The sequence below is a fragment of the Proteus faecis genome (assembly GCF_030286765.1).
Classification (GTDB): Bacteria; Pseudomonadota; Gammaproteobacteria; order Enterobacterales; family Enterobacteriaceae; genus Proteus; species Proteus faecis.
The window spans coordinates 187,433-207,902 of the sequence record NZ_JASVWV010000006.1; the positions used below are offsets into that span (position 1 = coordinate 187,433).

At 37.0% G+C, this 20,470-nt stretch carries 19 protein-coding genes and 1 pseudogene; 14 read left to right on the forward strand and 6 right to left on the reverse strand.

Annotated elements, in window-relative coordinates:
• The first annotated feature begins 87 nt into the window (after positions 1 to 87).
• The 4 genes and pseudogenes from gorA to QSH13_RS10300 all read left to right on the forward strand — a co-directional run.
• Positions 88 to 1,443 carry a glutathione-disulfide reductase gene (gene gorA / locus QSH13_RS10285; protein WP_072064809.1) on the forward strand — a complete coding sequence of 452 codons (1,356 nt, stop codon included), beginning with the start codon at positions 88 to 90 and terminating at the stop codon, positions 1,441 to 1,443.
• Between the two features lie 609 nt (positions 1,444 to 2,052).
• Complete coding sequence (locus QSH13_RS10290; protein WP_006534641.1) at positions 2,053 to 3,474, forward strand: NAD(P)/FAD-dependent oxidoreductase; 1,422 nt, start codon at positions 2,053 to 2,055, stop codon at positions 3,472 to 3,474.
• Positions 3,475 to 3,519: 45 nt separating this feature from the next.
• Positions 3,520 to 4,014 (forward strand): RidA family protein, encoded by a 495-nt coding sequence (locus tag QSH13_RS10295; protein ID WP_109395874.1) that lies wholly within the window; start codon positions 3,520 to 3,522, stop codon positions 4,012 to 4,014.
• A gap of 136 nt (positions 4,015 to 4,150) precedes the next feature.
• Positions 4,151 to 4,516 (forward strand): annotated as a pseudogene (locus QSH13_RS10300) (Fic/DOC family N-terminal domain-containing protein); the annotation flags it as partial.
• An 11-nt stretch (positions 4,517 to 4,527) separates the two neighbouring features.
• Here the strand turns inward: QSH13_RS10300 and QSH13_RS10305 are convergent.
• The gene (locus QSH13_RS10305) at positions 4,528 to 5,508 is read right to left on the reverse strand and encodes a LacI family DNA-binding transcriptional regulator (RefSeq protein WP_109395873.1); all 981 of its coding nucleotides are present in this window, start codon (positions 5,506 to 5,508) and stop codon (positions 4,528 to 4,530) included.
• Between the two features lie 216 nt (positions 5,509 to 5,724).
• Between QSH13_RS10305 and QSH13_RS10310 the strand changes: the two genes are divergently transcribed.
• Entirely contained in the window at positions 5,725 to 7,383 is a 1,659-nt protein-coding gene (locus QSH13_RS10310; RefSeq protein ID WP_109395872.1) for an alpha-glucosidase, read from the forward strand.
• 58 nt (positions 7,384 to 7,441) lie between these two features.
• Here the strand turns inward: QSH13_RS10310 and mobB are convergent, their stop codons facing one another.
• Both mobB and mobA read right to left on the reverse strand, forming a co-directional pair.
• On the reverse strand, positions 7,442 to 7,960 hold the full coding sequence (gene mobB, locus QSH13_RS10315; protein ID WP_286039080.1) for a molybdopterin-guanine dinucleotide biosynthesis protein MobB: 519 nt from the start codon (positions 7,958 to 7,960) through the stop codon (positions 7,442 to 7,444).
• A gap of 11 nt (positions 7,961 to 7,971) precedes the next feature.
• Positions 7,972 to 8,556 carry a molybdenum cofactor guanylyltransferase MobA gene (mobA, locus tag QSH13_RS10320; protein ID WP_109395870.1) on the reverse strand — a complete coding sequence of 195 codons (585 nt, stop codon included), beginning with the start codon at positions 8,554 to 8,556 and terminating at the stop codon, positions 7,972 to 7,974.
• Positions 8,557 to 8,776: 220 nt separating this feature from the next.
• Here mobA and QSH13_RS10325 point away from each other — a divergent pair, with 220 nt between their 5' ends.
• The 4 genes from QSH13_RS10325 to polA all read left to right on the forward strand — a co-directional run bounded on the left by QSH13_RS10325 (position 8,777) and on the right by polA (position 14,133).
• On the forward strand, positions 8,777 to 9,046 hold the full coding sequence (locus tag QSH13_RS10325) for a YihD family protein (RefSeq protein ID WP_023583277.1): 270 nt from the start codon (positions 8,777 to 8,779) through the stop codon (positions 9,044 to 9,046).
• A 14-nt stretch (positions 9,047 to 9,060) separates the two neighbouring features.
• On the forward strand, positions 9,061 to 10,056 hold the full coding sequence (locus QSH13_RS10330) for a serine/threonine protein kinase (protein ID WP_109395869.1): 996 nt from the start codon (positions 9,061 to 9,063) through the stop codon (positions 10,054 to 10,056).
• A gap of 20 nt (positions 10,057 to 10,076) precedes the next feature.
• A complete protein-coding gene (dsbA, locus tag QSH13_RS10335) occupies positions 10,077 to 10,700 on the forward strand; it encodes a thiol:disulfide interchange protein DsbA (RefSeq protein WP_109395868.1) in 624 nt (207 codons plus the stop codon).
• Between the two features lie 634 nt (positions 10,701 to 11,334).
• On the forward strand, positions 11,335 to 14,133 hold the full coding sequence (polA, locus tag QSH13_RS10340; RefSeq protein WP_286039079.1) for a DNA polymerase I: 2,799 nt from the start codon (positions 11,335 to 11,337) through the stop codon (positions 14,131 to 14,133).
• A 90-nt stretch (positions 14,134 to 14,223) separates the two neighbouring features.
• Here polA and def read toward each other — a convergent pair whose 3' ends face one another.
• Positions 14,224 to 14,742 carry a peptide deformylase gene (gene def, locus QSH13_RS10345; RefSeq protein ID WP_109395867.1) on the reverse strand — a complete coding sequence of 173 codons (519 nt, stop codon included), beginning with the start codon at positions 14,740 to 14,742 and terminating at the stop codon, positions 14,224 to 14,226.
• A 286-nt stretch (positions 14,743 to 15,028) separates the two neighbouring features.
• On the opposite strand from def, the gene spfP reads away from it, so the two are divergent.
• Positions 15,029 to 15,076 carry a small protein SpfP gene (gene spfP, locus QSH13_RS18615; protein WP_438361642.1) on the forward strand — a complete coding sequence of 16 codons (48 nt, stop codon included), beginning with the start codon at positions 15,029 to 15,031 and terminating at the stop codon, positions 15,074 to 15,076.
• Positions 15,077 to 15,226: 150 nt separating this feature from the next.
• On the opposite strand, the gene yihA is transcribed toward spfP, so the two are convergent.
• Positions 15,227 to 15,859: a ribosome biogenesis GTP-binding protein YihA/YsxC gene (gene yihA, locus QSH13_RS10350; RefSeq protein WP_109395866.1), complete on the reverse strand. Its 633-nt coding sequence runs from the start codon at positions 15,857 to 15,859 to the stop codon at positions 15,227 to 15,229.
• 270 nt (positions 15,860 to 16,129) lie between these two features.
• Here yihA and ppiA point away from each other — a divergent pair, with 270 nt between their 5' ends.
• From ppiA to argD, 3 genes are all read left to right on the forward strand, one after another.
• Positions 16,130 to 16,699 carry a peptidylprolyl isomerase A gene (ppiA, locus tag QSH13_RS10355; protein WP_072064793.1) on the forward strand — a complete coding sequence of 190 codons (570 nt, stop codon included), beginning with the start codon at positions 16,130 to 16,132 and terminating at the stop codon, positions 16,697 to 16,699.
• Positions 16,700 to 17,072: 373 nt separating this feature from the next.
• Complete coding sequence (locus QSH13_RS10360; RefSeq protein ID WP_006534660.1) at positions 17,073 to 17,648, forward strand: aminodeoxychorismate synthase component II; 576 nt, start codon at positions 17,073 to 17,075, stop codon at positions 17,646 to 17,648.
• A 117-nt stretch (positions 17,649 to 17,765) separates the two neighbouring features.
• The gene (gene argD, locus QSH13_RS10365) at positions 17,766 to 18,980 is read left to right on the forward strand and encodes a bifunctional acetylornithine/succinyldiaminopimelate transaminase (protein ID WP_109406787.1); all 1,215 of its coding nucleotides are present in this window, start codon (positions 17,766 to 17,768) and stop codon (positions 18,978 to 18,980) included.
• 92 nt (positions 18,981 to 19,072) lie between these two features.
• Here argD and crp read toward each other — a convergent pair whose 3' ends face one another.
• Positions 19,073 to 19,705 carry a cAMP-activated global transcriptional regulator CRP gene (gene crp, locus QSH13_RS10370; protein ID WP_004246872.1) on the reverse strand — a complete coding sequence of 211 codons (633 nt, stop codon included), beginning with the start codon at positions 19,703 to 19,705 and terminating at the stop codon, positions 19,073 to 19,075.
• 312 nt (positions 19,706 to 20,017) lie between these two features.
• On the opposite strand from crp, the gene QSH13_RS10375 reads away from it, so the two are divergent.
• Positions 20,018 to 20,425: an OsmC family protein gene (locus QSH13_RS10375; RefSeq protein ID WP_072064790.1), complete on the forward strand. Its 408-nt coding sequence runs from the start codon at positions 20,018 to 20,020 to the stop codon at positions 20,423 to 20,425.
• Positions 20,426 to 20,470 lie beyond the last annotated feature (45 nt).

Genomic DNA, 20,470 nt, shown 5'->3' on the forward strand with positions numbered 1-20,470 from the left:
TTTTAAATTTTGTCATAATAGATATCATGATATGAAAGACTTAGCCTGTGAGTTACCTATTTTTCTACAGATAAATGGATCAGAGAAATGACGAGCAAACATTACGATTACATCGCCATCGGTGGCGGTAGTGGCGGTATCGCGTCAATTAATAGAGCAGCAATGTATGGACAAAAATGTGCATTAATTGAAGCGAAAGCATTAGGTGGCACTTGTGTTAACGTGGGCTGTGTACCTAAAAAAGTGATGTGGCATGCGGCGCAAATTGCTGAAGCTATTCATCAATACGGTCCTGATTATGGTTTTGACACTACGGTGAACCGCTTTGATTGGGATACACTCATCAGTAGCCGTTCGGCTTATATTGACCGTATTCATCAATCTTATGACCGTGTTTTAGGTAATAACAAAGTTGATGTTATCCAAGGGTTTGCTCGTTTTGTTGATGCCAACACTATTGAAGTCAATGGTGAAAAGATCACGGCTGATAATATTCTGATCGCAACAGGAGGCCGTCCTGTTCAACCTAATATTCCAGGTGCTGAGTATGGTATTAATTCTGATGGTTTCTTTGAATTAAAGGCCTTACCAAAACGCGTTGCTGTTGTTGGTGCGGGTTATATCGCTGTTGAACTTGCTGGTGTATTAAATGCTTTAGGTAGTGAAACTCATTTATTTGTGCGTAAACATGCACCACTGCGTAATTTTGACCCATTAATTGTTGAAACACTGTTAGAAGTGATGGAAACCGAAGGGCCTAAGTTACATACACATGCCATTCCTAAAGCTGTGATTAAAAATGCAGATGGAAGTTTAACGCTACAACTGGAAAACGGTACAGAGCAGATTGTTGATACTTTAATCTGGGCAATTGGTCGTGAGCCTGCAACAGATAACTTGAATCTGGCAGTAACGGGTGTTGAGTTAAATGAAAAAGGTTATATCAAAGTCGATAAATTCCAAAATACCAATGTAAAAGGGATTTATGCTGTCGGCGATAATACTGGTGCGGTTGAATTAACGCCCGTTGCTGTTGCTGCTGGGCGTCGGTTATCCGAGCGTTTATTTAACAACAAACCTAACGAACATTTAGACTATTCAAATATTCCAACAGTTGTATTTAGTCATCCTGCGATTGGTACTGTTGGTTTAACAGAGCCTCAAGCGATTGAGCAATATGGTGCTGATCAAGTTAAAGTGTATAAATCGTCTTTCACCGCCATGTATAGTGCTGTGACTCGTCATCGTCAACCATGTCGTATGAAGTTAGTTTGTGTTGGTGCCGATGAAAAAATTGTTGGTATTCATGGTATTGGATTTGGTATGGATGAAATGCTACAAGGTTTTGCTGTGGCTCTGAAAATGGGTGCCACGAAAAAAGACTTTGATGATACTGTGGCAATCCACCCAACGGCTGCAGAAGAATTTGTTACGATGAGATAAGCATGTAATACAGCTTACTTTGGTATTAATATGCAAAAGCTAGAGTTTATGCTCTGGCTTTTTTATTGAAAATTTTGACTTAACCCAACTCTATTTCGAACTCAAACATCCTCTTTTCTATGTGTTTACCAAAAAGCATATTCGTCTACTTACTGACCAATAAACCAGTTATTAAGTGAAATTACTTATTTTGTAAAAAAAAGGTTATTACAGGGTTGGGATCATCTTTTTATTTATGTAATTGTGCTATCGATTTTGCTGGTTTTGTAAATAATTTTTTACAGTCTCTCCTTGTTATTTGTATCAAAATGTTAATTATTTAAACAATTACTTTTTCTATTTAAAACTTATTCTATTCTCATTATTTCCTTATTTATCAATAAATAACAAATGTAAAACTCTCATTGTTATCTCATTAAGTGATGAATTTCTATGAAAAAAAACGATTGAAGTAACCATATTGTATCTATGGATATTGTTATTCTAAGAAATGATTAACAAGTAATTATAATTATTAACAATATAATGAACTATGGTATTATTCAATTTTAAGGCAATAAATGAATAACATTATAAATATAAATGGTAAATCCATTACTGAGGTAGAAGATGAAAATTTCAAGGAGAAAGCTGCTTTTAGGTGTTGGTGCTGCGGGTGTTTTAGCCGGTGGTGCTGCATTAGTTCCAATGGTGCGCCGTGATGGCAAATTCGTTGAAGCTAAATCTAGAGCATCATTTGTCGAAGGTACAGAGGGTGCGCTGCCTAAAGAGTCTGATGCAGTGATTATTGGTGGTGGTATTCAAGGTATCATGACTGCTATCAACCTTGCAGAACGTGGCATGAGTGTCACTATTTTAGAAAAAGGCGAGATTGGTGGTGAACAATCTGGCCGTGCATACAGCCAAATTATTAGTTATCAAACATCACCAGAAATTTTCCCATTGCACCATTACGGGAAAATCTTATGGCGCGGAATGAATGAGAAAATTGGTGCTGATACTAGTTATCGTACACAAGGTCGTGTAGAAGCGCTTGCCGATGAAAAAGCATTTGATAAAGCTCAAGCGTGGATCAAAACAGCAAAAGAAACAGCAGGATTTGATACACCATTAAATACTCGCATTATTAAAGGTGAAGAGTTATCAAACCGTCTTGTTGGTGCTCAAACACCATGGACTGTTGCTGCTTTTGAAGAAGACTCAGGTTCTGTTGATCCCGAAACAGGAACACCTGCATTAGCACGCTACGCTAAACAAATTGGCGTAAAAATCTATACCAACTGCGCGGTAAGAGGCATTGAAACTGCTGGTGGTAAAATTTCTGATGTTGTAACAGAAAAAGGCGCGATTAGAACATCTCACGTTGTTCTTGCTGGTGGTATTTGGTCACGTTTATTTATGGGTAACATGGGCATTGATATTCCAACGCTGAATGTTTACTTATCACAACAACGTGTATCAGGTGTTCCTGGCGCACCTCGTGGTAACGTGCATCTACCAAATGGTATTCACTTCCGTGAACAAGCCGATGGCACTTATGCTGTCGCACCGCGTATTTTCACCAGCTCTATTGTGAAAGATAGCTTCTTATTGGGGCCTAAGTTCATGCACTTATTAGGTGGTGGTGAGCTACCATTAGAATTCTCTATCGGTGAAGACTTGTTTAATTCATTCAAGATGCCAACATCTTGGAAATTAGATGAAAAAACACCGTTTGAACAATATCGCATTGCAACAGCAACACAAAATACTGAGCACTTAGATGCGGTATTCCAAAGAATGAAAGCTGAATTCCCAGTATTTGAAAAATCACAAGTTGTTGAACGTTGGGGTGCTGTTGTTAGCCCAACCTTCGATGAGTTACCAATTATTTCTGAGGTTAAAGAATACCCTGGTCTAGTCATTAATACGGCGACGGTATGGGGTATGACCGAAGGCCCTGCAGCAGGTGAAGTGACTGCTGATATCGTAACGGGCAAAAAACCAGTTATTGATCCAACACCATTTAGTATGGATCGCTTTAAGAAGTAAATAACCCCTTGTTTTACTGTAAATTAAACATGTTAAGGAGTTTTCATGCGTTATAAAAATCTACTTGTTGCCCTGCCTTTTATCTTTGGTGTAGCAAGCGCGAATGCGGAGGGTGTTGTGCACCATAAATTAAATGGTATGCCTATTTCAGAATCTGTTGAAGTGAGTGCAGGTAACAATCTTGTATTCTTAAGCGGTAAAGTACCTGCTAAGAAATCAGCAGATGCACCAGAAGGTGTATTAGCATCTTATGGTAACACTGAAGAACAAACGATCAGTGTATTAGAACAAATCAAAACTCACTTAAATGAACTTGGCCTAGACATGAAAGACGTTGTTAAAATGCAAGTCTTCCTAGTTGGTGGTGAAGAAACTAAAGGTGAGATGGACTTTAAAGGCTTTATGGATGGTTATTCTAAGTACTTTGATGCTTCGAAAACTGACCAACTGCCAGCACGTTCAACTTTCCAAATCGCTAAACTGGCAAATCCAGCATGGCGTGTAGAAATTGAAGTGATTGCGGTTCGTCCTGCAAAATAAGAACGATAGCTTTTACTCAATTTCGACGTAAAACATAATCGATTAAAACGCTAGAGAAGGGGGACTTTCTTTGGCGTTTTTTTATGGTATCGATATGTTATGGCGATATGTCGATAAAATGCGTTTTTATAAACATATGAGCTGGTCTCCTAAAACACCCTATAATGATCTACCACTATTACCAGCAGATCTGGAACTTATTGAAACACGTGAAATATTGAAAGCGTGCATCAATGTGCGCTCAGCAATTGCTGAATTAAAAACAGTAGGAGAGTTAATTCCTGATCAGGAATTATTGATAAATATCCTTCCAATATTGGAAGCAAAAGACTCTTCACGTATTGAAAACATTGTAACAAGTATTCAGTTTTTTCAGTCTATTGATTATCAAGTCGGCGCTGATCCCGCAACCAAAGAAGCACTTCGTTATCGTACTGCTGTTTATGATGGTTATACTCATCTTGAAACTTATCCACTTTGTACCAACACGGCGATAGCAATCTAATCTATATTTTAGCTACTTTCACCTTGAATAAACTTCACTGGAATAACAGAGACATTATCTGTTATTTCTTTATTCTCAATTAATGTACTAATCACTTCTACGCTTTTTTCAGCTAGCTTTTCAAAGGGTTGTTCAATACAAGTTAATTGGCGCAGTGTTTGGTTTAACCAAGGGCTGCCATCATAAGCAACAATTTTTAATTGTTCTGGAATGGCAATATTTCGCCTTGTTGCTTCATTAAATAATGCCATGGCAGGAATATCAGCAGCAAAAATAGCATCGATATCTGAATGCAAAGAAAGTATTTTTGTTGCGAAAGAGTGAAAATAGTCTTTCTCTTCTTCTTTCCAATTTACTTTGCAAGGAATAGGTTTAATACCTGCCTGAATAAGCGTTTCTTTAAAGGCTAAACAGCTTTGATATGAAGGGGTTGATGATAAATAACTTGAGTTATCTTCAATATAGAGGATTTTTTGGCAACCTTTTTGAATAAGGTGTTCTGCTGCTAATCGACCACCAGTGTGGTGATCAGAACAAACTAATGGAATATCACGAAGATGACGATCTAGTGTTACCACGGGTCTTTGAATATGCTGATATTCACTATCATCCAATAATAGATATTCTGCAATAATACCGTCGATCTGACCACGTTTAAGCATATCAAAAAATATACGCTCACGTACTTTGCTATTTTGGGTTGCACATAACATCATGCTATAGCCATGTTCAGCGAGTTTATTTTCAATAAAACGTGTCACTGTCGCAAAATAAGGGTATTCAAGGCTATTAATAATGACACCAACAACGGCACTTTTTTGTTGATATAAATTTCTTAGCCAAGTATCAGGAATATAATCTAATTCCTCTACCGCTTTTTTTATTTTTTCTCGTGCAGCTTGAGACACATAACCACTGTTATTTAATGCTCTGGAAACAGTACTTGCTGCGACATTGGCTTTTTTTGCGACATCACGGATCCCGGCCATTGAATATGCTGTTGCTCCTTTTAATTCGTTGATGTCCTAATATATCTTAATATGATTATGACAAACCCATCTTTATTGAGGTAATTGTGTTTTTTTAGTATGAGCTATTTCACATTTTAGTATGTTAATTACCTTACCCTCCTTTTTAGTGCTTATAGTATCTTATATTAAATATGGAACAGTTCCATATATGCTAATTACCTTGGTGAGGTGAATATGTCTAATACTTGGTGGAAAGAAGCAGTGGTCTATCAAATTTATCCTAAGAGTTATTATGATAGTAACGGGGATGGTGTTGGAGATTTAGCGGGGATCACAGAGAAGTTAGATTATATTCAGTCACTCGGTACAAATGTTATTTGGCTATGCCCTATTTTTAAATCGCCAATGAAAGATAATGGTTATGATATTGCTGATTATTCTGTTGTCGATCCTATCTTTGGTGATAATAATGCGTTAGATAAACTGATTAGCGAAGCTAAAAAACGTGATATTAAAATTTTATTAGATTTAGTATTAAATCACACTTCTGATGAGCACCCATGGTTTAAATCGGCAATTGAAGATCCTAATAGTCCATATAACGATTATTATATTTTTAAACAATGGGATAAGCCGACTCCTCCTAATAATTTACGCACTTATTTTGATTGCTCTGTTTGGAGTCGTGTTGGAAAAACTAATCGCTGGTACTTTAATTCATTTGGTCCGGAACAACCTGACTTAAATTGGGAAAACCCACAATTACGTAAAGATATTATCGACATGATAAACGTCTGGATCAAAAAAGGTGTCGCAGGATTTCGCATTGATGCGATTGGTAATTTAAAAAAATCCCCTGAAGCTTTATCTGAATATCAATTTGAACCTGATAAAGATGATGGTTCTGCATCTTTAGTGCCTTGGGTTTTAAATCAACCAGGTATTGATAAGTTCTTAACTGAATTAGCTGAGAACACGTTTAAGCCTGCAAATAGTATGACGGTTGCAGAAATTGATGTGCCTGAGAAAGATTTACGTGCTTATGTTGGTGAGAATGGTTATTTTTCCATGGTATTTGATTTTAGTATTGCTGACTTAGATATTCGCAATGAAAAGCCATTCACTATTAATCCAATTACAGGTGAAAGATTGAAACCTGTATTTATTAAAAGCCAATTAGATACTCAACGAGTAGGCTGGGGAGCACCTTATTTAGAAAATCATGATCAACCTCGTTCATTAAATAAATTCCTCCCTAAAGGAGACATTAATCCTATTAGTGCCAAAATGTTAGCGACATTTTTATTAACTCAACGAGGAACGCCTTTTATTTATCAAGGGCAAGAAATCGGTATGACAAATTGTCCTATGACATTAGAAGAACATGATGATTTACATGTTTTTAAATTGTATGAATGGGGTAATAAATTAGGTTATAGCGATAAGCAAATCATTGAATACTTTAATCACCGTAGCCGTGATAATTCAAGAACACCTTTCCAATGGAATAGTGAATTAAATAGTGGCTTCAGTACAGCTAAACCATGGTTAAAAGTTAATCCTAACTATGTCGATATTAATGCACAGAGAGAAACACAAGATAATCACTCTCTTTTCGCTTATTACCAGCAATTGATCGCATTAAGACGTCATTCAGAGATCAGTGATATTTTGATTTATGGTGAGTTTTTTCCATTAGATGCACCAGAAAATGTGATTGCTTTTAAGCGTACTTATAAAGGTAACTCAATCAATATTTATTGTAATTTTAGTGGTGAAGAAAAAGCACTAACCATTAAAGCTAAGGATATCTATTTGCATAACAGTCCAATAGTGGAAAATGCACAAGGTGATCTTATCCTTCAACCTTATCAAGCCATTATTTTTGCTTAATTTATTCTATATAATTGATAATAAGCGCCTTTATAGGGCGCTTTATTATTTGCGATTTTTATTTCGTCTGTTTCAGCCAATCTGCAATAAATTCAGCAATAGCCTCGGGTGCATTGATATCTAGTAGTGGAAAATCCACACTTAAATCACAATCACTGGCGACGGCAATAACATGCTCATCAAGTAAATCATTAAAATCACGCTCGTTGATATGGCGATAAAGTACAATTTTAGGAATGGTTTCGCCTTTAAATCCTTCAACTAAGATTAAATCTAGCTTACTTGCATCAAAACGAGATGCGAGATAATACAAATCTAATTCTGGTAGTTCTGGTGTTTCTGTCATTAATGCCCAGCGTTGTTGGCTTGCGACTAATGTCTGATCTGCTCCAGCTTTTCTTAGTTCATAGCTGTCTTTACCAGGCTTATCCACATCCATATCATGATGAGTGTGTTTGATCATGCCTACACGAATTTCTCTTTTGCGTAATTGTGGAATAAGTTGTTTTAGTAGTGTTGTTTTACCGGTTCCACTCCATGCCGTGATCCCTAAAAGGGGTAGATCAACTTGTGCCATATTTTTCATTCCTATTTTTTTAATTTATTGGCTTTTTCAATATCGTCAGGGGTATTTAAATTAATAAAAGCACTTGCTTGATCCGCGAATAAAACTGGGTGTGCATTTATTTGCTTCATAAATAACATTAATTTTCGATCACCTTGTGCTAAATAAGCTTCTAGCATAGGAATAATACGACGATTTAGCAGGGCTAAGGTAGGATGTTCTCTTTCACCATCATCAACATAAACGGCTAATGCTTCGCCTCTTTGCTCATAGAGTTTTTCAACTAAATTAAGAGGGAAATAGGGAACATCGCAAGGTACAAAGGCAACCCAAGGTGTTGGGGCTTGCTTTAATAATGTGAGCATGCCAGCTAAAGGCCCTGAAAATCCTTCTATTTCATCTGTAATAACAGGATATTGGCTTTGGCGATATTGTTCTAAATTGCGGTTAGCACTAATCAATATGCTATCAACTTGAGGTGCTAGTTTTTGGGCTATATGGCGGTATAAAGGCTGTCCATGTAGAATTTGAAGCCCTTTATCAGCTCCACCCATTCGTGTCGCTTGACCACCTGCAAGTATACCACCTGTAATATTCTTCATTTTCATATTCAATATTTGTGAATAAATTGGCTAAAATTTCCGAACGATTTTTATCAAATAAAGACGATATACTAATAAAAAATATCGACATCATGAGATTTCATGTAAAGCGACAGCAATTTTTATCAAAAAAGCGTAATATTTACGCATATTGACAGAGGTTTCCTTTTTCTATCGGATAATAATTGGTACTTTGTTGTTGTAATTAATAATAAGGATTTTTTGTATGAAATGTCACCGTCTTAATGAAGTTATGGAATTACTGCACCCAGTTTGGGAAGAAAATTCTGATTTAAACTTAATTCAATTATTGCAGAAACTGGCTGATGAAGCGGGTTTTAAAGGTCAATTATCTGATCTGACTGATGATATTTTGATTTACCATCTGAAAATGCGCGGTTCAGCGCCGACAGATGTGATCCCAGGACTGAAAAAAGATTACGAAGAAGATTTTAAAACCGCCATTTTACGTGCTCGTGGTGTGATTAAAGATTAAATTCAGGATAGAAAATGGAAATGTCTGCCTCATTTAATTTTCAGGGACTGACACCTGACAACATTTGGGACGCGTTAGTTAAAATTGGTTTTTATCCTGAGTCAGGGTTAACAGAATTAAATAGCTATGAAAATCGTGTTTTTCAATTTATAGATGAGCATCGACAACGTTATGTGGTGAAATTTTATCGCCCCCAACGCTGGTCGTATGAACAAATAAAAGAAGAACATGAGTTTGTTTTAGCATTAAAGGAGGCTGAGGTATCTGTTGCTGCTCCTTTAATGATTAATAGTGAAACAGTTCATCTTTCTGATGGTGGCTTTTATTTTGCAATATTCCCTAGTATAGGGGGAAGAGCATATGAAACTGATAATTTATTTCAGTTAGAAGAAGTTGGACGCACATTAGGGTGCATTCATCAAATAGGCCGAAAAAAGAGTTATGAATATCGACCGACAGTTTCTACAGCAGAATATCTGATAGCGCCAAAATTAGAATTTGAAAGTAGTGCGTTAATTCCTAATAACCTGAAACCTCAATTTATAGAGGTTATAGATAAACTTATTCATGATGTACGTCCTAAAATAGGGGACTCTGCATGGCAAATGTTACGGCTACATGGTGATTGCCATCCCGGTAATATATTGTGGCGTGATGAAGTTGTAATGGTTGATTTTGATGATTCCCGAATGGGACCTGCAGTACAAGATTTTTGGATGTTATTAAACGGCTCACGGCAAGAGCAGGTTATACAATTAGATACGATCCTTGAGTCTTATTATGAATACCAAGATTTTGATTTACGTGAATTGTCATTAATTGAACCATTAAGAGCAATGAGAATGGTGCATTATCTCGCGTGGGTATTAAAACGCTGGAATGATCCTGCTTTTCCTCGCGCTTTTGTTTGGTTTCAAGAAGAAGATTTTTGGTTTAAACAATTAGCCTTATTCAAGGGACAAGTGGAGCAACTAAATGAGCCTCCTTTACAACTTAGTCCAATGTATTAATTCTTAGGAGACGATGAGAAATGAAAAAGATTTGGCTGGCGTTAGCAAGTATGGTGTTAGCATTCAGTGTTTCTGCCGCTGATATATCTGAAGGAAAACAGTACACTAACCTTTCTAAACCTGTTGCATCTGCGCCTGATGTTGTTGAGTTTTTCTCTTTTTATTGCCCACATTGTTATCAATTTTCTGAAGTGTATAAAGTCAATAGTACTGTTGAAAAGAATGCACCAGAAAATACTAATCTTGTCCGCTATCACGTTGATTTCTTAGGGCCTTTAGGTAAAGATTTAACACGTTCATGGGCTGTGGCAATGGCCTTAGGTGTTGAAGATCAAGTTTCTCCTGTTTTATTTAAAGGTATTCAAGAAACTCAATCTATTCGTTCTGTTGACGATATCCGTAATGCCTTTATTAAGGCTGGCGTTAAAGGCGAAGATTATGATGCTGCAATGAATAGCTTTGTGGTGAACTCTTTAGTTAGCCAACAACAAAATGCTGTTGCTGATTTCCAAATTAATGGTGTTCCTGCCATGATAATTGGTGGTAAATATAAAATGAAAAATGATGGTATCAGCGCAAAATCACCAGAAGAGTATGCAAAGACATATTCTGATATTGTGAATCAGTTATTGCTGAAAAAATAATATAGGCTTAACTTTTCCCATATGGATTAAGTAAAAGTATATAGATATTTATATGAAAAATAGCACTCAAGAAATAGGAGTGCTATTTTTTTACTTTCATAATTTTGTCATAATATAACTATCCACATTAATAAAAAATACAGCGATTAATTTATAATATCTTAATAAATTCGCTAAGTGATTGATTTTTTACTTATGTTAACAAATTGAAAAGAAAGCTAACTTATTAATATAGAGAGGGTTACAAAACTACTCACAGAGTTATCCACAGGTTGTTTTGGTGTCGATTAGAAAATAAATTCTTAATAAAAAAGATGGCACTAATATGAACGTTAATATTAATGATGAGTAAATGGCTCTATCTTAAATACTTTCTAAATTACACAATAAGTTTACTGTTTATTCTTTGTTTTTAATTCAAGCCAGATTAATGAATATGTACTCTGACAAAAATGACCTTAATAAATATTAACTTATCATTCATACTTATTCTTTTTGTTAAGTTCGATTAATAATAAATAATTGAGTATTTAAGCCGAATTTCTGCATTTAAGAACAGGTAATATTCGTCTATTGGGCTGTGATGTGGCATTCTAGTCATATCAACGAACCTCAGAACAATGATGAACAGATTATGGTCCAGATAGCAGAAAACCCCTTTATCCTTGTAGATGGCTCCTCATATCTTTATCGCGCCTATCATGCATTTCCACCACTAACCAATAGCCAAGGTGAGCCAACAGGTGCGATGTACGGCGTGTTGAACATGTTACGTAGTCTGATAATACAGTATAAACCAAGTCATGTAGCGGTTGTGTTTGACGCTAAAGGTAAAACATTCCGTGATGAGTTGTATGAGGAATATAAATCTAATCGCCCTCCGATGCCGGATGATTTACGTGAGCAAATAGCGCCTTTACATGAGATGGTGCAAGCAATGGGTTTACCATTGTTATCTATTTCAGGTGTGGAAGCGGATGACGTTATTGGAACATTGGCACTAAAAGCGGCAGCAGATGGTCGTGATGTTTTAATAAGTACTGGTGATAAAGATATGGCGCAATTAGTGACGCCAAAGATCACGCTAATTAACACCATGACCAACGTTATTTTAGGCCCTGATGAAGTTAAAGAAAAATATGGTGTTCCTCCTGAATTGATTATTGATTTTCTCGCATTAATGGGCGATTCGTCCGATAACATTCCTGGTGTTCCGGGAGTGGGGGAAAAAACGGCATTAGGCCTTTTACAAGGGCTTGGTAGTTTAGATGATATCTATCAACAGCTTGATAATATCGCAACGTTGAGTTTCCGTGGCGCTAAAACACTTGGCGCTAAAATGGCAGAGCATGAGAAAGTGGCAAAACTTTCTTATAAGTTGGCAACAATTAAAACGGATGTTGAACTCGATAAAACGTTTGATGATTTAGTGGTTAGTGAGCCAAATTTAGAGCAATTACTAGAGATGTTCACGCGTTATGAATTTAAACGCTGGATAAGTGATCTTCAAAATGGTGGGTGGTTAGCACAACGTAGCACACACAAAGTTGCTGTGCCTTACACCTCTGAAGCCGTTAAACCGAAAGAAGCCTCTGTATCAGCTAATTTCCCTGTTATTACACAAGAGAATTATGAAGCTATCTTGACACATGAAAGCCTAGCGCGATGGGTTGAGCTTCTCAAAAAAGCACCTGCGTTTGCATTCGATACAGAAACGGACAGCTTAAACAATATTGATGCGCGTTTAGTGGGGCTGTCATTTGCTATTGAACCGGGTAAAGCGGCTTATATTCCATTACGTCATGAGTATTTAGATGCACCAGAGCAACTTCCTGTTGATGATGTGCTAGCGGCATTAAAACCTATTTTAGAAGATAAGAACATTCTAAAAATTGGGCAGAACTTGAAGTTTGACCGTGGCATTATGGAAAATGAAGGTATCGAATTAAACGGTATTCATTTTGATACGATGTTGGAATCTTACATATTAAATAGCGTAAGTAATCGACACGATATGGATACTTTGGCTGAAAAGCACTTAAATCATAAAACCACAACATTTGAAGAGATTGCGGGTAAAGGTAAAGGTCAACTGACTTTTAACCAAATTGAGGTTGAGCAAGCAACGTTATATGCTGCTGAAGATGCCGATATTACTTTATTACTCCATCAAGCGCTATATCCTCAAATAGAAGCTATTGAGCCTCTTAAACATGTTTACCGCGATATTGAAATGCCATTAGTCCCAGTGCTTTCTAGAATGGAACGCAAGGGAGTATTAATTGATGCTCAAGTGTTAGCAGTTCAATCTCAAGAGATCACACAGCGTTTAGCTGAAATTGAAAAAGAGACGTTTGCGTTAGCGGGGCAAGAATTTAATCTCTCTTCACCTAAACAGTTACAAGAAATCTTATTTGATAAACTGCAATTACCTGTTATCAAGAAAACCCCAAAAGGGGCACCATCTACCAATGAAGAAGTATTGGAAGAATTAGCGCATAGTCATGAATTACCTCGTTTAATTTTAGAGCATCGTGGTCTGGCGAAACTAAAATCTACCTATACGGATAAATTGCCATTAATGGTGAATAGCAAAACGAAACGTGTACATACTTCCTATCATCAAGCGGTGACGGCAACGGGGCGTTTATCTTCTCGTGATCCAAATCTTCAAAACATCCCAGTAAGAAATGAAGAAGGACGCCGAATTCGCCAAGCATTTATTGCGCGTGAAGGTTTTAAAATTGTGGCTGCCGACTATTCACAAATTGAATTACGGATCATGGCGCATTTATCGCAAGATAAAGGTTTGTTAGATGCCTTTGCTCAAGGTAAAGATATTCACCGTGCAACGGCATCTGAAGTATTTGGTATTCCTTTAGAGGAAGTAACCTCTGAACAACGTCGTAGTGCGAAAGCGATCAACTTTGGTCTTATTTATGGCATGAGTGCATTTGGTTTATCACAACAGATTGGTGTTGAGAGAAGAGAAGCTCAGCGTTATATGGATCTTTACTTTGAACGTTATCCTGGTGTCTTGGACTATATGGAACGTACACGTAAACAAGCTTCTGAACAAGGCTATGTTGAAACCTTAGATGGTCGTCGCCTCTATTTACCAGAAATTAATTCAAAGAATGCAATTCGCCGTAAAGCGTCAGAGCGTGAAGCGATTAACGCGCCAATGCAAGGTACAGCGGCGGATATTATCAAAAAAGCAATGATCGCTGTGGATAATTGGATTTGCAATCAATGTCCTGCTGATGTGCATATGATTATGCAAGTACATGATGAATTAGTGTTTGAAGTGCGCGAGTCTTACCTAGAAAACGCAAACGCCATGATCCATAAATTGATGGAAAGTAGTATGGAATTAGCTATTCCGTTGAAAGTTGAAGTGGGTGTTGGTAATAACTGGGATGAAGCACATTAATTTTCTGTGTACTAAAAGAAAAAGCTCGGTTAATACCGAGCTTTTTTATGTCAAAACTTATCAAAATGTGAAAAAGAGATAAGTGAATAATTAAGCAACTTGTGAGTCTAGCAGTTTGCTCAATTTCTTCTGTTTTTTCTCAATACGTTGACGTTTTAACGGAGATAAATGGTCAATAAAGAGTTTACCATCAAGATGGTCTAACTCATGTTGAATGCAGCCTGCAAACAAATCAGAGGCTTCTAGTTCAATTACATCACCATTTCTATCCAATGCCTTAACCTTTAAGAAACGGTAACGCTGTGTTGGCGCAAAAGAATCTGGAATAGATAGACACCCATCCATCATATCCATCACTTCATCTTCAGTGCTGATAATTTCAGGATTGATAAGTGCAATCGGTTGATCTCGGTTTTCAGAAACATCAATTACAACAATGCGTTTAGATACATTAACCTGAGGTGCTGCTAAGCCAATACCTCGTTCTGCATACATGGTTTCAATCATGTTATCGATTAATGTGCGTATTTCGTCATCTACTTTTTCCACTGGTACTGCGACTCTGCGCAGACGCTCATCTGGAAAACGCAGGAGCGGTAATACAGCCATGGATACCTCATTTTATCGCTAATTACATATTTACTACGGTCTCGCGATAAGCGTATCACAAAATCATTAAGGAGAAACCGCACCTTTTGTGTGATTTGTTCTATTTTTAATCATATTCACGCGAGTGATTAAAGTCTCATAATTATGTAATTAAACTACATTTATTTATGATTTGAATACATAAACACATAGCTGAATCGTGTCTGCATGTGAAAAAAAATTACAAAAGGGCTTTTATTAACCAATAAAATAGAGTACATTATCTCTCGTAGGGTACAGAGGTAAGATGTTCTATCTTTCAGACCTTTTACTTCACGTAATCGGATTTAGCTGAATATTAGCTGCCCCAGTCGACTTTATTTCGACTGGGGCATTTTTTTATCTAAAATTCACTGATATGGTTTGTGCGAGAAGTGAAAGGGAAAAATGATTTCCCTTTTATCAAAAGAAGATCAGAGCGCTATCGTTGAGAAAAAGAAGATAATTAGGCGTTATCATCATTTATAGGTTGCTCTTCTGAGCCTGAAAACCATTCATTAAGCGTGTTACGTAGTTTATCAATGCCAATTTTTTTCAATGATGAAAAATATTCTACGCGGATATCACCTACTTTATTTGCTAGTTCTTCACGTACGCTCATGAGCTGCTTTTTACGCGCGCCTGATGCTAGTTTATCTGCTTTAGTCAGTAAAACGAGAGTAGGTAGCTCTGAGCCTACAGCCCAGTCAATCATTTGCATATCGAGATCTTTTAATGGATGACGAATATCCATTAAAATAACTACACCTTTTAAGCACTCTCTTTTTTGTAGGTATTCACCTAAAGAGCGTTGCCATTTACGCTTCATTTCCTCAGGAACTTGGGCATATCCATAGCCTGGTAAATCGACTAAGCGTAAACCTTCTTCAATTTGAAAAAGGTTGATTAATTGAGTACGGCCTGGGGTTTTACTGGTTCTGGCTAATCCGTTTTGTTGGGTTAACGCATTTAAAGCACTGGATTTACCGGCATTAGAGCGACCCGCAAAGGCAATTTCAATTCCTGAATCTGGCGGTAAATGACGGATATCAGGTGCACTGATGATGAAATGTGCTTTTTGGTAATTAAATTGGGTCATTATGGTATAAACCTCTCTGAAATAATGCGGCTTTTCATGCATACTCATTTCAATTTTGCATGAAAATGAATATCTAAAATATTTATTTGCTCTATTTTGGCGCAATTTAATGACTTATAACAGCGATTAAAAATTAAAATTTACTCTGTTATAACGTAATTAGACTTATTGAGCGTAAATAAAGGTAAATGATTGGCACTATTTACCTCAGCGAATTAGAATCGCTGCATATTAAGTAAGTTGTAGACTATTAAAGTAAAGGATCCCTGCATGTTAAAACGTTTTCTTGTCACCTTCGTTACCGCTTGCACTTTAACAACAGCGACTTTTGCAATGGCAACGGGAGAAACCTTCGTTAAATTAGTCACCTCTGAAGGTAATATTGAAATATCACTGGATAATAAAAAAGCGCCAATTACAACGAAAAATTTTATTCAGTATGTTGAAGATGGGTACTATAACGGCACTACTTTTCATCGCGTTATTCCTGGTTTTATGGTTCAAGGTGGTGGTTTTACTGCTGATTTACAGCAAAAACAAACCAGAGCGCCAATTAAAAATGAAGCCGACAATGGATTACGTAATGTAAAAGGTTCTATTGCCATGGCGCGCACGTCAGATAAAGACAGCGCAACCAGCCAGTTCTTTATTAATGTGGCTGATAATGCATTTTTAGATCACGGTCAACGTGATTTTGGCTATGCTGTTTTTGGTAAAGTTGTGAAAGGAATGGATGTAGTTGATAAAATTTCACAAACACCGACTCGGAATATTGGACCTTACCAAAATGTGCCAGTAAAAACGGTCACTATTTTATCTGCGGAAGTTGTAAAACAATAAACGCATTATTAGGATAGGATATTTACTTATTCTAATAAGATAGAAAGCATATAAACCGGAATGAATGTTTTCATTCCGGGGGTTTTAGTACGAAAAAAATATTTTTATCCTTCTTTTTTTCGTGTGATCTCCTGCAATAAGTATTCATTACACTATTAATCACTCTATTCATCATCAATTATCGTCATTCTTGTTATTGCGCAATAAACCAGCAGGTTTTCTTGCTTACTATTCATATTTTATACCTGTGCTATGATAATCGGCTTTGTTGTACCCAAGTCGGTTAAACAACGAGCTATTTTGGCAAATCTACACTCGCTTTAAAATAGTAATAAAACAGATAATGATAAGAAAATCAGTCGGATAGGCTAATATGCTGTTACTTATTGATAATTACGATTCGTTTACTTACAACCTCTATCAGTATTTCTGTGAATTGGGTGCTGAGGTTGTTGTTAAGCGTAACGATGAGATCGGACTTAAAGAGATAGAAAAGATGATGCCAGCACATCTTGTGATCTCGCCAGGACCTTGTACTCCTGATGAAGCTGGGATCTCTCTTGAGGCTATACAGCGGTTTGCCGGTGAAATTCCTATTCTTGGTGTTTGTCTTGGACATCAAGCAATAGGGCAAGCTTTTGGTGCGTCGGTTGTTAGAGCGCGAGAAGTGATGCATGGTAAAAATTCATTAATACATCATAATCAACAAGGTGTTTTTAAAGGGCTTAATCGACCGTTAAGTGTGACGCGTTACCACTCTTTAGTGATTGATGCGACAACATTGCCTGTACCTTTTGAAGTGACGGCATGGAGCCAACATGATGGAAATGTTGATGAAATTATGGGAATTCGCCATCGTACTCTACCAATTGAAGGGGTTCAATTTCACCCAGAAAGTATTTTAAGTGAACAAGGGCATGAGCTATTAAATAATTTCCTTAAATATTAAATGGATAGAATTTAAATAGTGAAATAACGTCTTTTTATACAAAACCACATTTGATTTTTTATTCATATTTAGTGATTATATTTTCATATTGAATGTGAATAACGATCAGGTGGGGTAATGACAAAGCAAAGCATTAACAGGGCAACTTACGATAAAGTAATGTTGCCAATTTATTCACCCGCAGAATTTATTCCTGTCAAAGGGGTGGGGAGTCGTGTTTGGGATCAGCAGGGAAAATCGTATATTGATTTTGCTGGTGGTATTGCTGTTTTAGCATTGGGGCATGCTCATCCGGCTCTAAATCAAGCCTTGAAAGAACAAAGTGAAAAACTTTGGCATGTTAGTAATATTTTTACTAATGAACCTGCATTACGTTTAGCTCAAAAATTAATAGATAACACATTTGCAGAACGTGTCTTTTTTGCCAATTCTGGCGCAGAAGCGAATGAAGCAGCATTTAAATTGGCTCGCCATTATGCCATCACTCGCCATAGTCCTTATAAAACTAAAATTATTGCTTTTCACCATGCATTTCATGGCAGAACGTTGTTTACAGTATCTGTTGGTGGACAACCTAAATATGCCGATGGTTTTGGCCCTAAGCCCGCTGATATCGTACATGTTCCTTTTAATGATTTAGAGGCTGTTAAAGCAGTAATAGATGATCACACATGTGCCATTGTTTTAGAGCCAGTTCAGGGTGAAGGTGGCGTAACAGCAGCAACACCTGAGTTTATGAGAGGGCTACGAGAGTTGTGCGATAAGCATCAAGCTCTGCTTGTCCTTGATGAAGTACAAACAGGTATGGGGCGTACAGGTAAGCTTTTCGCCTATATGAACTATGATGTGACACCCGATATTATTACAACTGCAAAAGCGCTAGGGAGTGGTTTTCCACTCAGTGCGATGTTAACAACAGATGAGATAGCTTCTGTCATGGGCGTAGGGACTCATGGTACAACTTATGGTGGTAATCCATTAGCTTGTGCAGTGGGTAATGTTGCATTTGATTTAATTAATACATCTGAAGTACTTGAAGGTGTAGAAAAGCGTTATCAATGGATTGTGGATGAACTGGTGGCAATCAATCAAACGTATAATGTCTTTTCGCAAATTCGAGGACAAGGTTTATTGATTGGTGCACAATTGGCACCGCAATATGAAGGTAAAGCCAAAGAGTTACTCGGTCTTGCAGCCAAACATGGTTTAATGATGTTAAACGCAGGAGCCGATGTGATGCGTTTTACACCATCGTTAATTATTACTCAAGAAGAGCTACAAGAAGGAATGGTGGCATTAAAAGCGGCTATTGCAGAATTTGTAAAAGGGTAGTATCAACGAAAAACCCCATCAACGAAGATGGGGCTTATACAAAAGTATATCAATAGCCCTTTTATGGGCTATTGTTTGTTCGAGAGGGAAACTTAGCGAGTCCCGTAAACAACGATAGTTTTACCGTGTGCGGAGATCAAGTTTTGATCTTCCAACATTTTCAGAATACGGCCTACAGTTTCGCGTGAACAACCAACGATTTGACCAATTTCCTGACGTGTAATTTTAATTTGCATGCCATCAGGATGCGTCATTGCATCGGGTTGTTTTGCTAAGTTTAATAAGGTTTGTGCAATACGACCTGTTACATCAAGGAAAGCAAGATTACCTACTTTTTCTGATGTCGTTTGTAATCTGTTCGCCATTTGAGCAGAAAGGCGCATCAGAATATCAGGGTTAACCTGAATTAATTGGCGGAATTTTTTATAGGAAATTTCTGCTACTTCACAGGCTGTTTTTGCTCTAACCCATGCACTACGTTCTTGATCTTCTTCAAATAATCCAAGTTCACCGATGAAATCCCCCTGATTTAGGTAGGAGAGGATCATCTCTTTTCCTTCTTCATCTTTAATAAGAACAGCCACGGAACCTTTAACAATATAATAAAGTGTTTCCGCTTTCTCACCTTGGTGGATCAGCGTGCTCTTGGATGGATATTTGTGAATATGGCAGTGTGACAAAAACCATTCAAGAGTCGGGTCTGTTTGCGGCTTGCCGAGAACCATTCGCGTTATCCTCTGTACGTTAAATGCAGCCTTTCAAAACGGATAGGTTCCCTTTTGAGACAGCGTGCTTAAAAATCCTATCTTTACCTATTAACTTCCTGAGAACACGGTAAGTTAATATGGAATAGATTATAATAAATGAGAAAATAATGCATTGATCTTAACCACTATCATCAAGCAGATATTGTTTTTAACACAATTAGTGCATTAAGTCTCGTTTTACGCAGTCAGCATAATAAACCTATTTGCTAATTGCTAGTTGAATTATGAGAATGTACTCTTTTAGTTTCTGTCATCTTTAGGGGAAAATAAATGGAAGCGAGAGTTAAGTGGGTTGAAGATTTATCTTTTGTCGGTGAATCTTCATCTGGCCATCAAATTATGATGGATGGGAATTCAGGAGATAAAGCCCCAAGCCCAATGGAAATGGTTTTAATTGCTGCGGGTGGGTGTAGCGCTATTGATGTTGTAAGCATTTTACGAAAAGGTCGTCACCAAGTGACTGATTGTGAAGTAAAATTAACATCAGAACGACGTGAAGAAGCTCCTCGTTTATTTACTGATATCAATTTACATTTTATTGTTTCAGGTAAAGAGTTAACGGATAAAATTGTAGAACGAGCGGTTCAATTATCGGCAGAAAAATATTGTTCTGTTTCTTTAATGCTAGGAAAAGCAGCCAATATTACGCATTCATTTGAAATAAAAAATGCTGACTAATTTTGATATTTTAAAATAAAGTTTAATTTGAAAAATAATATCCCT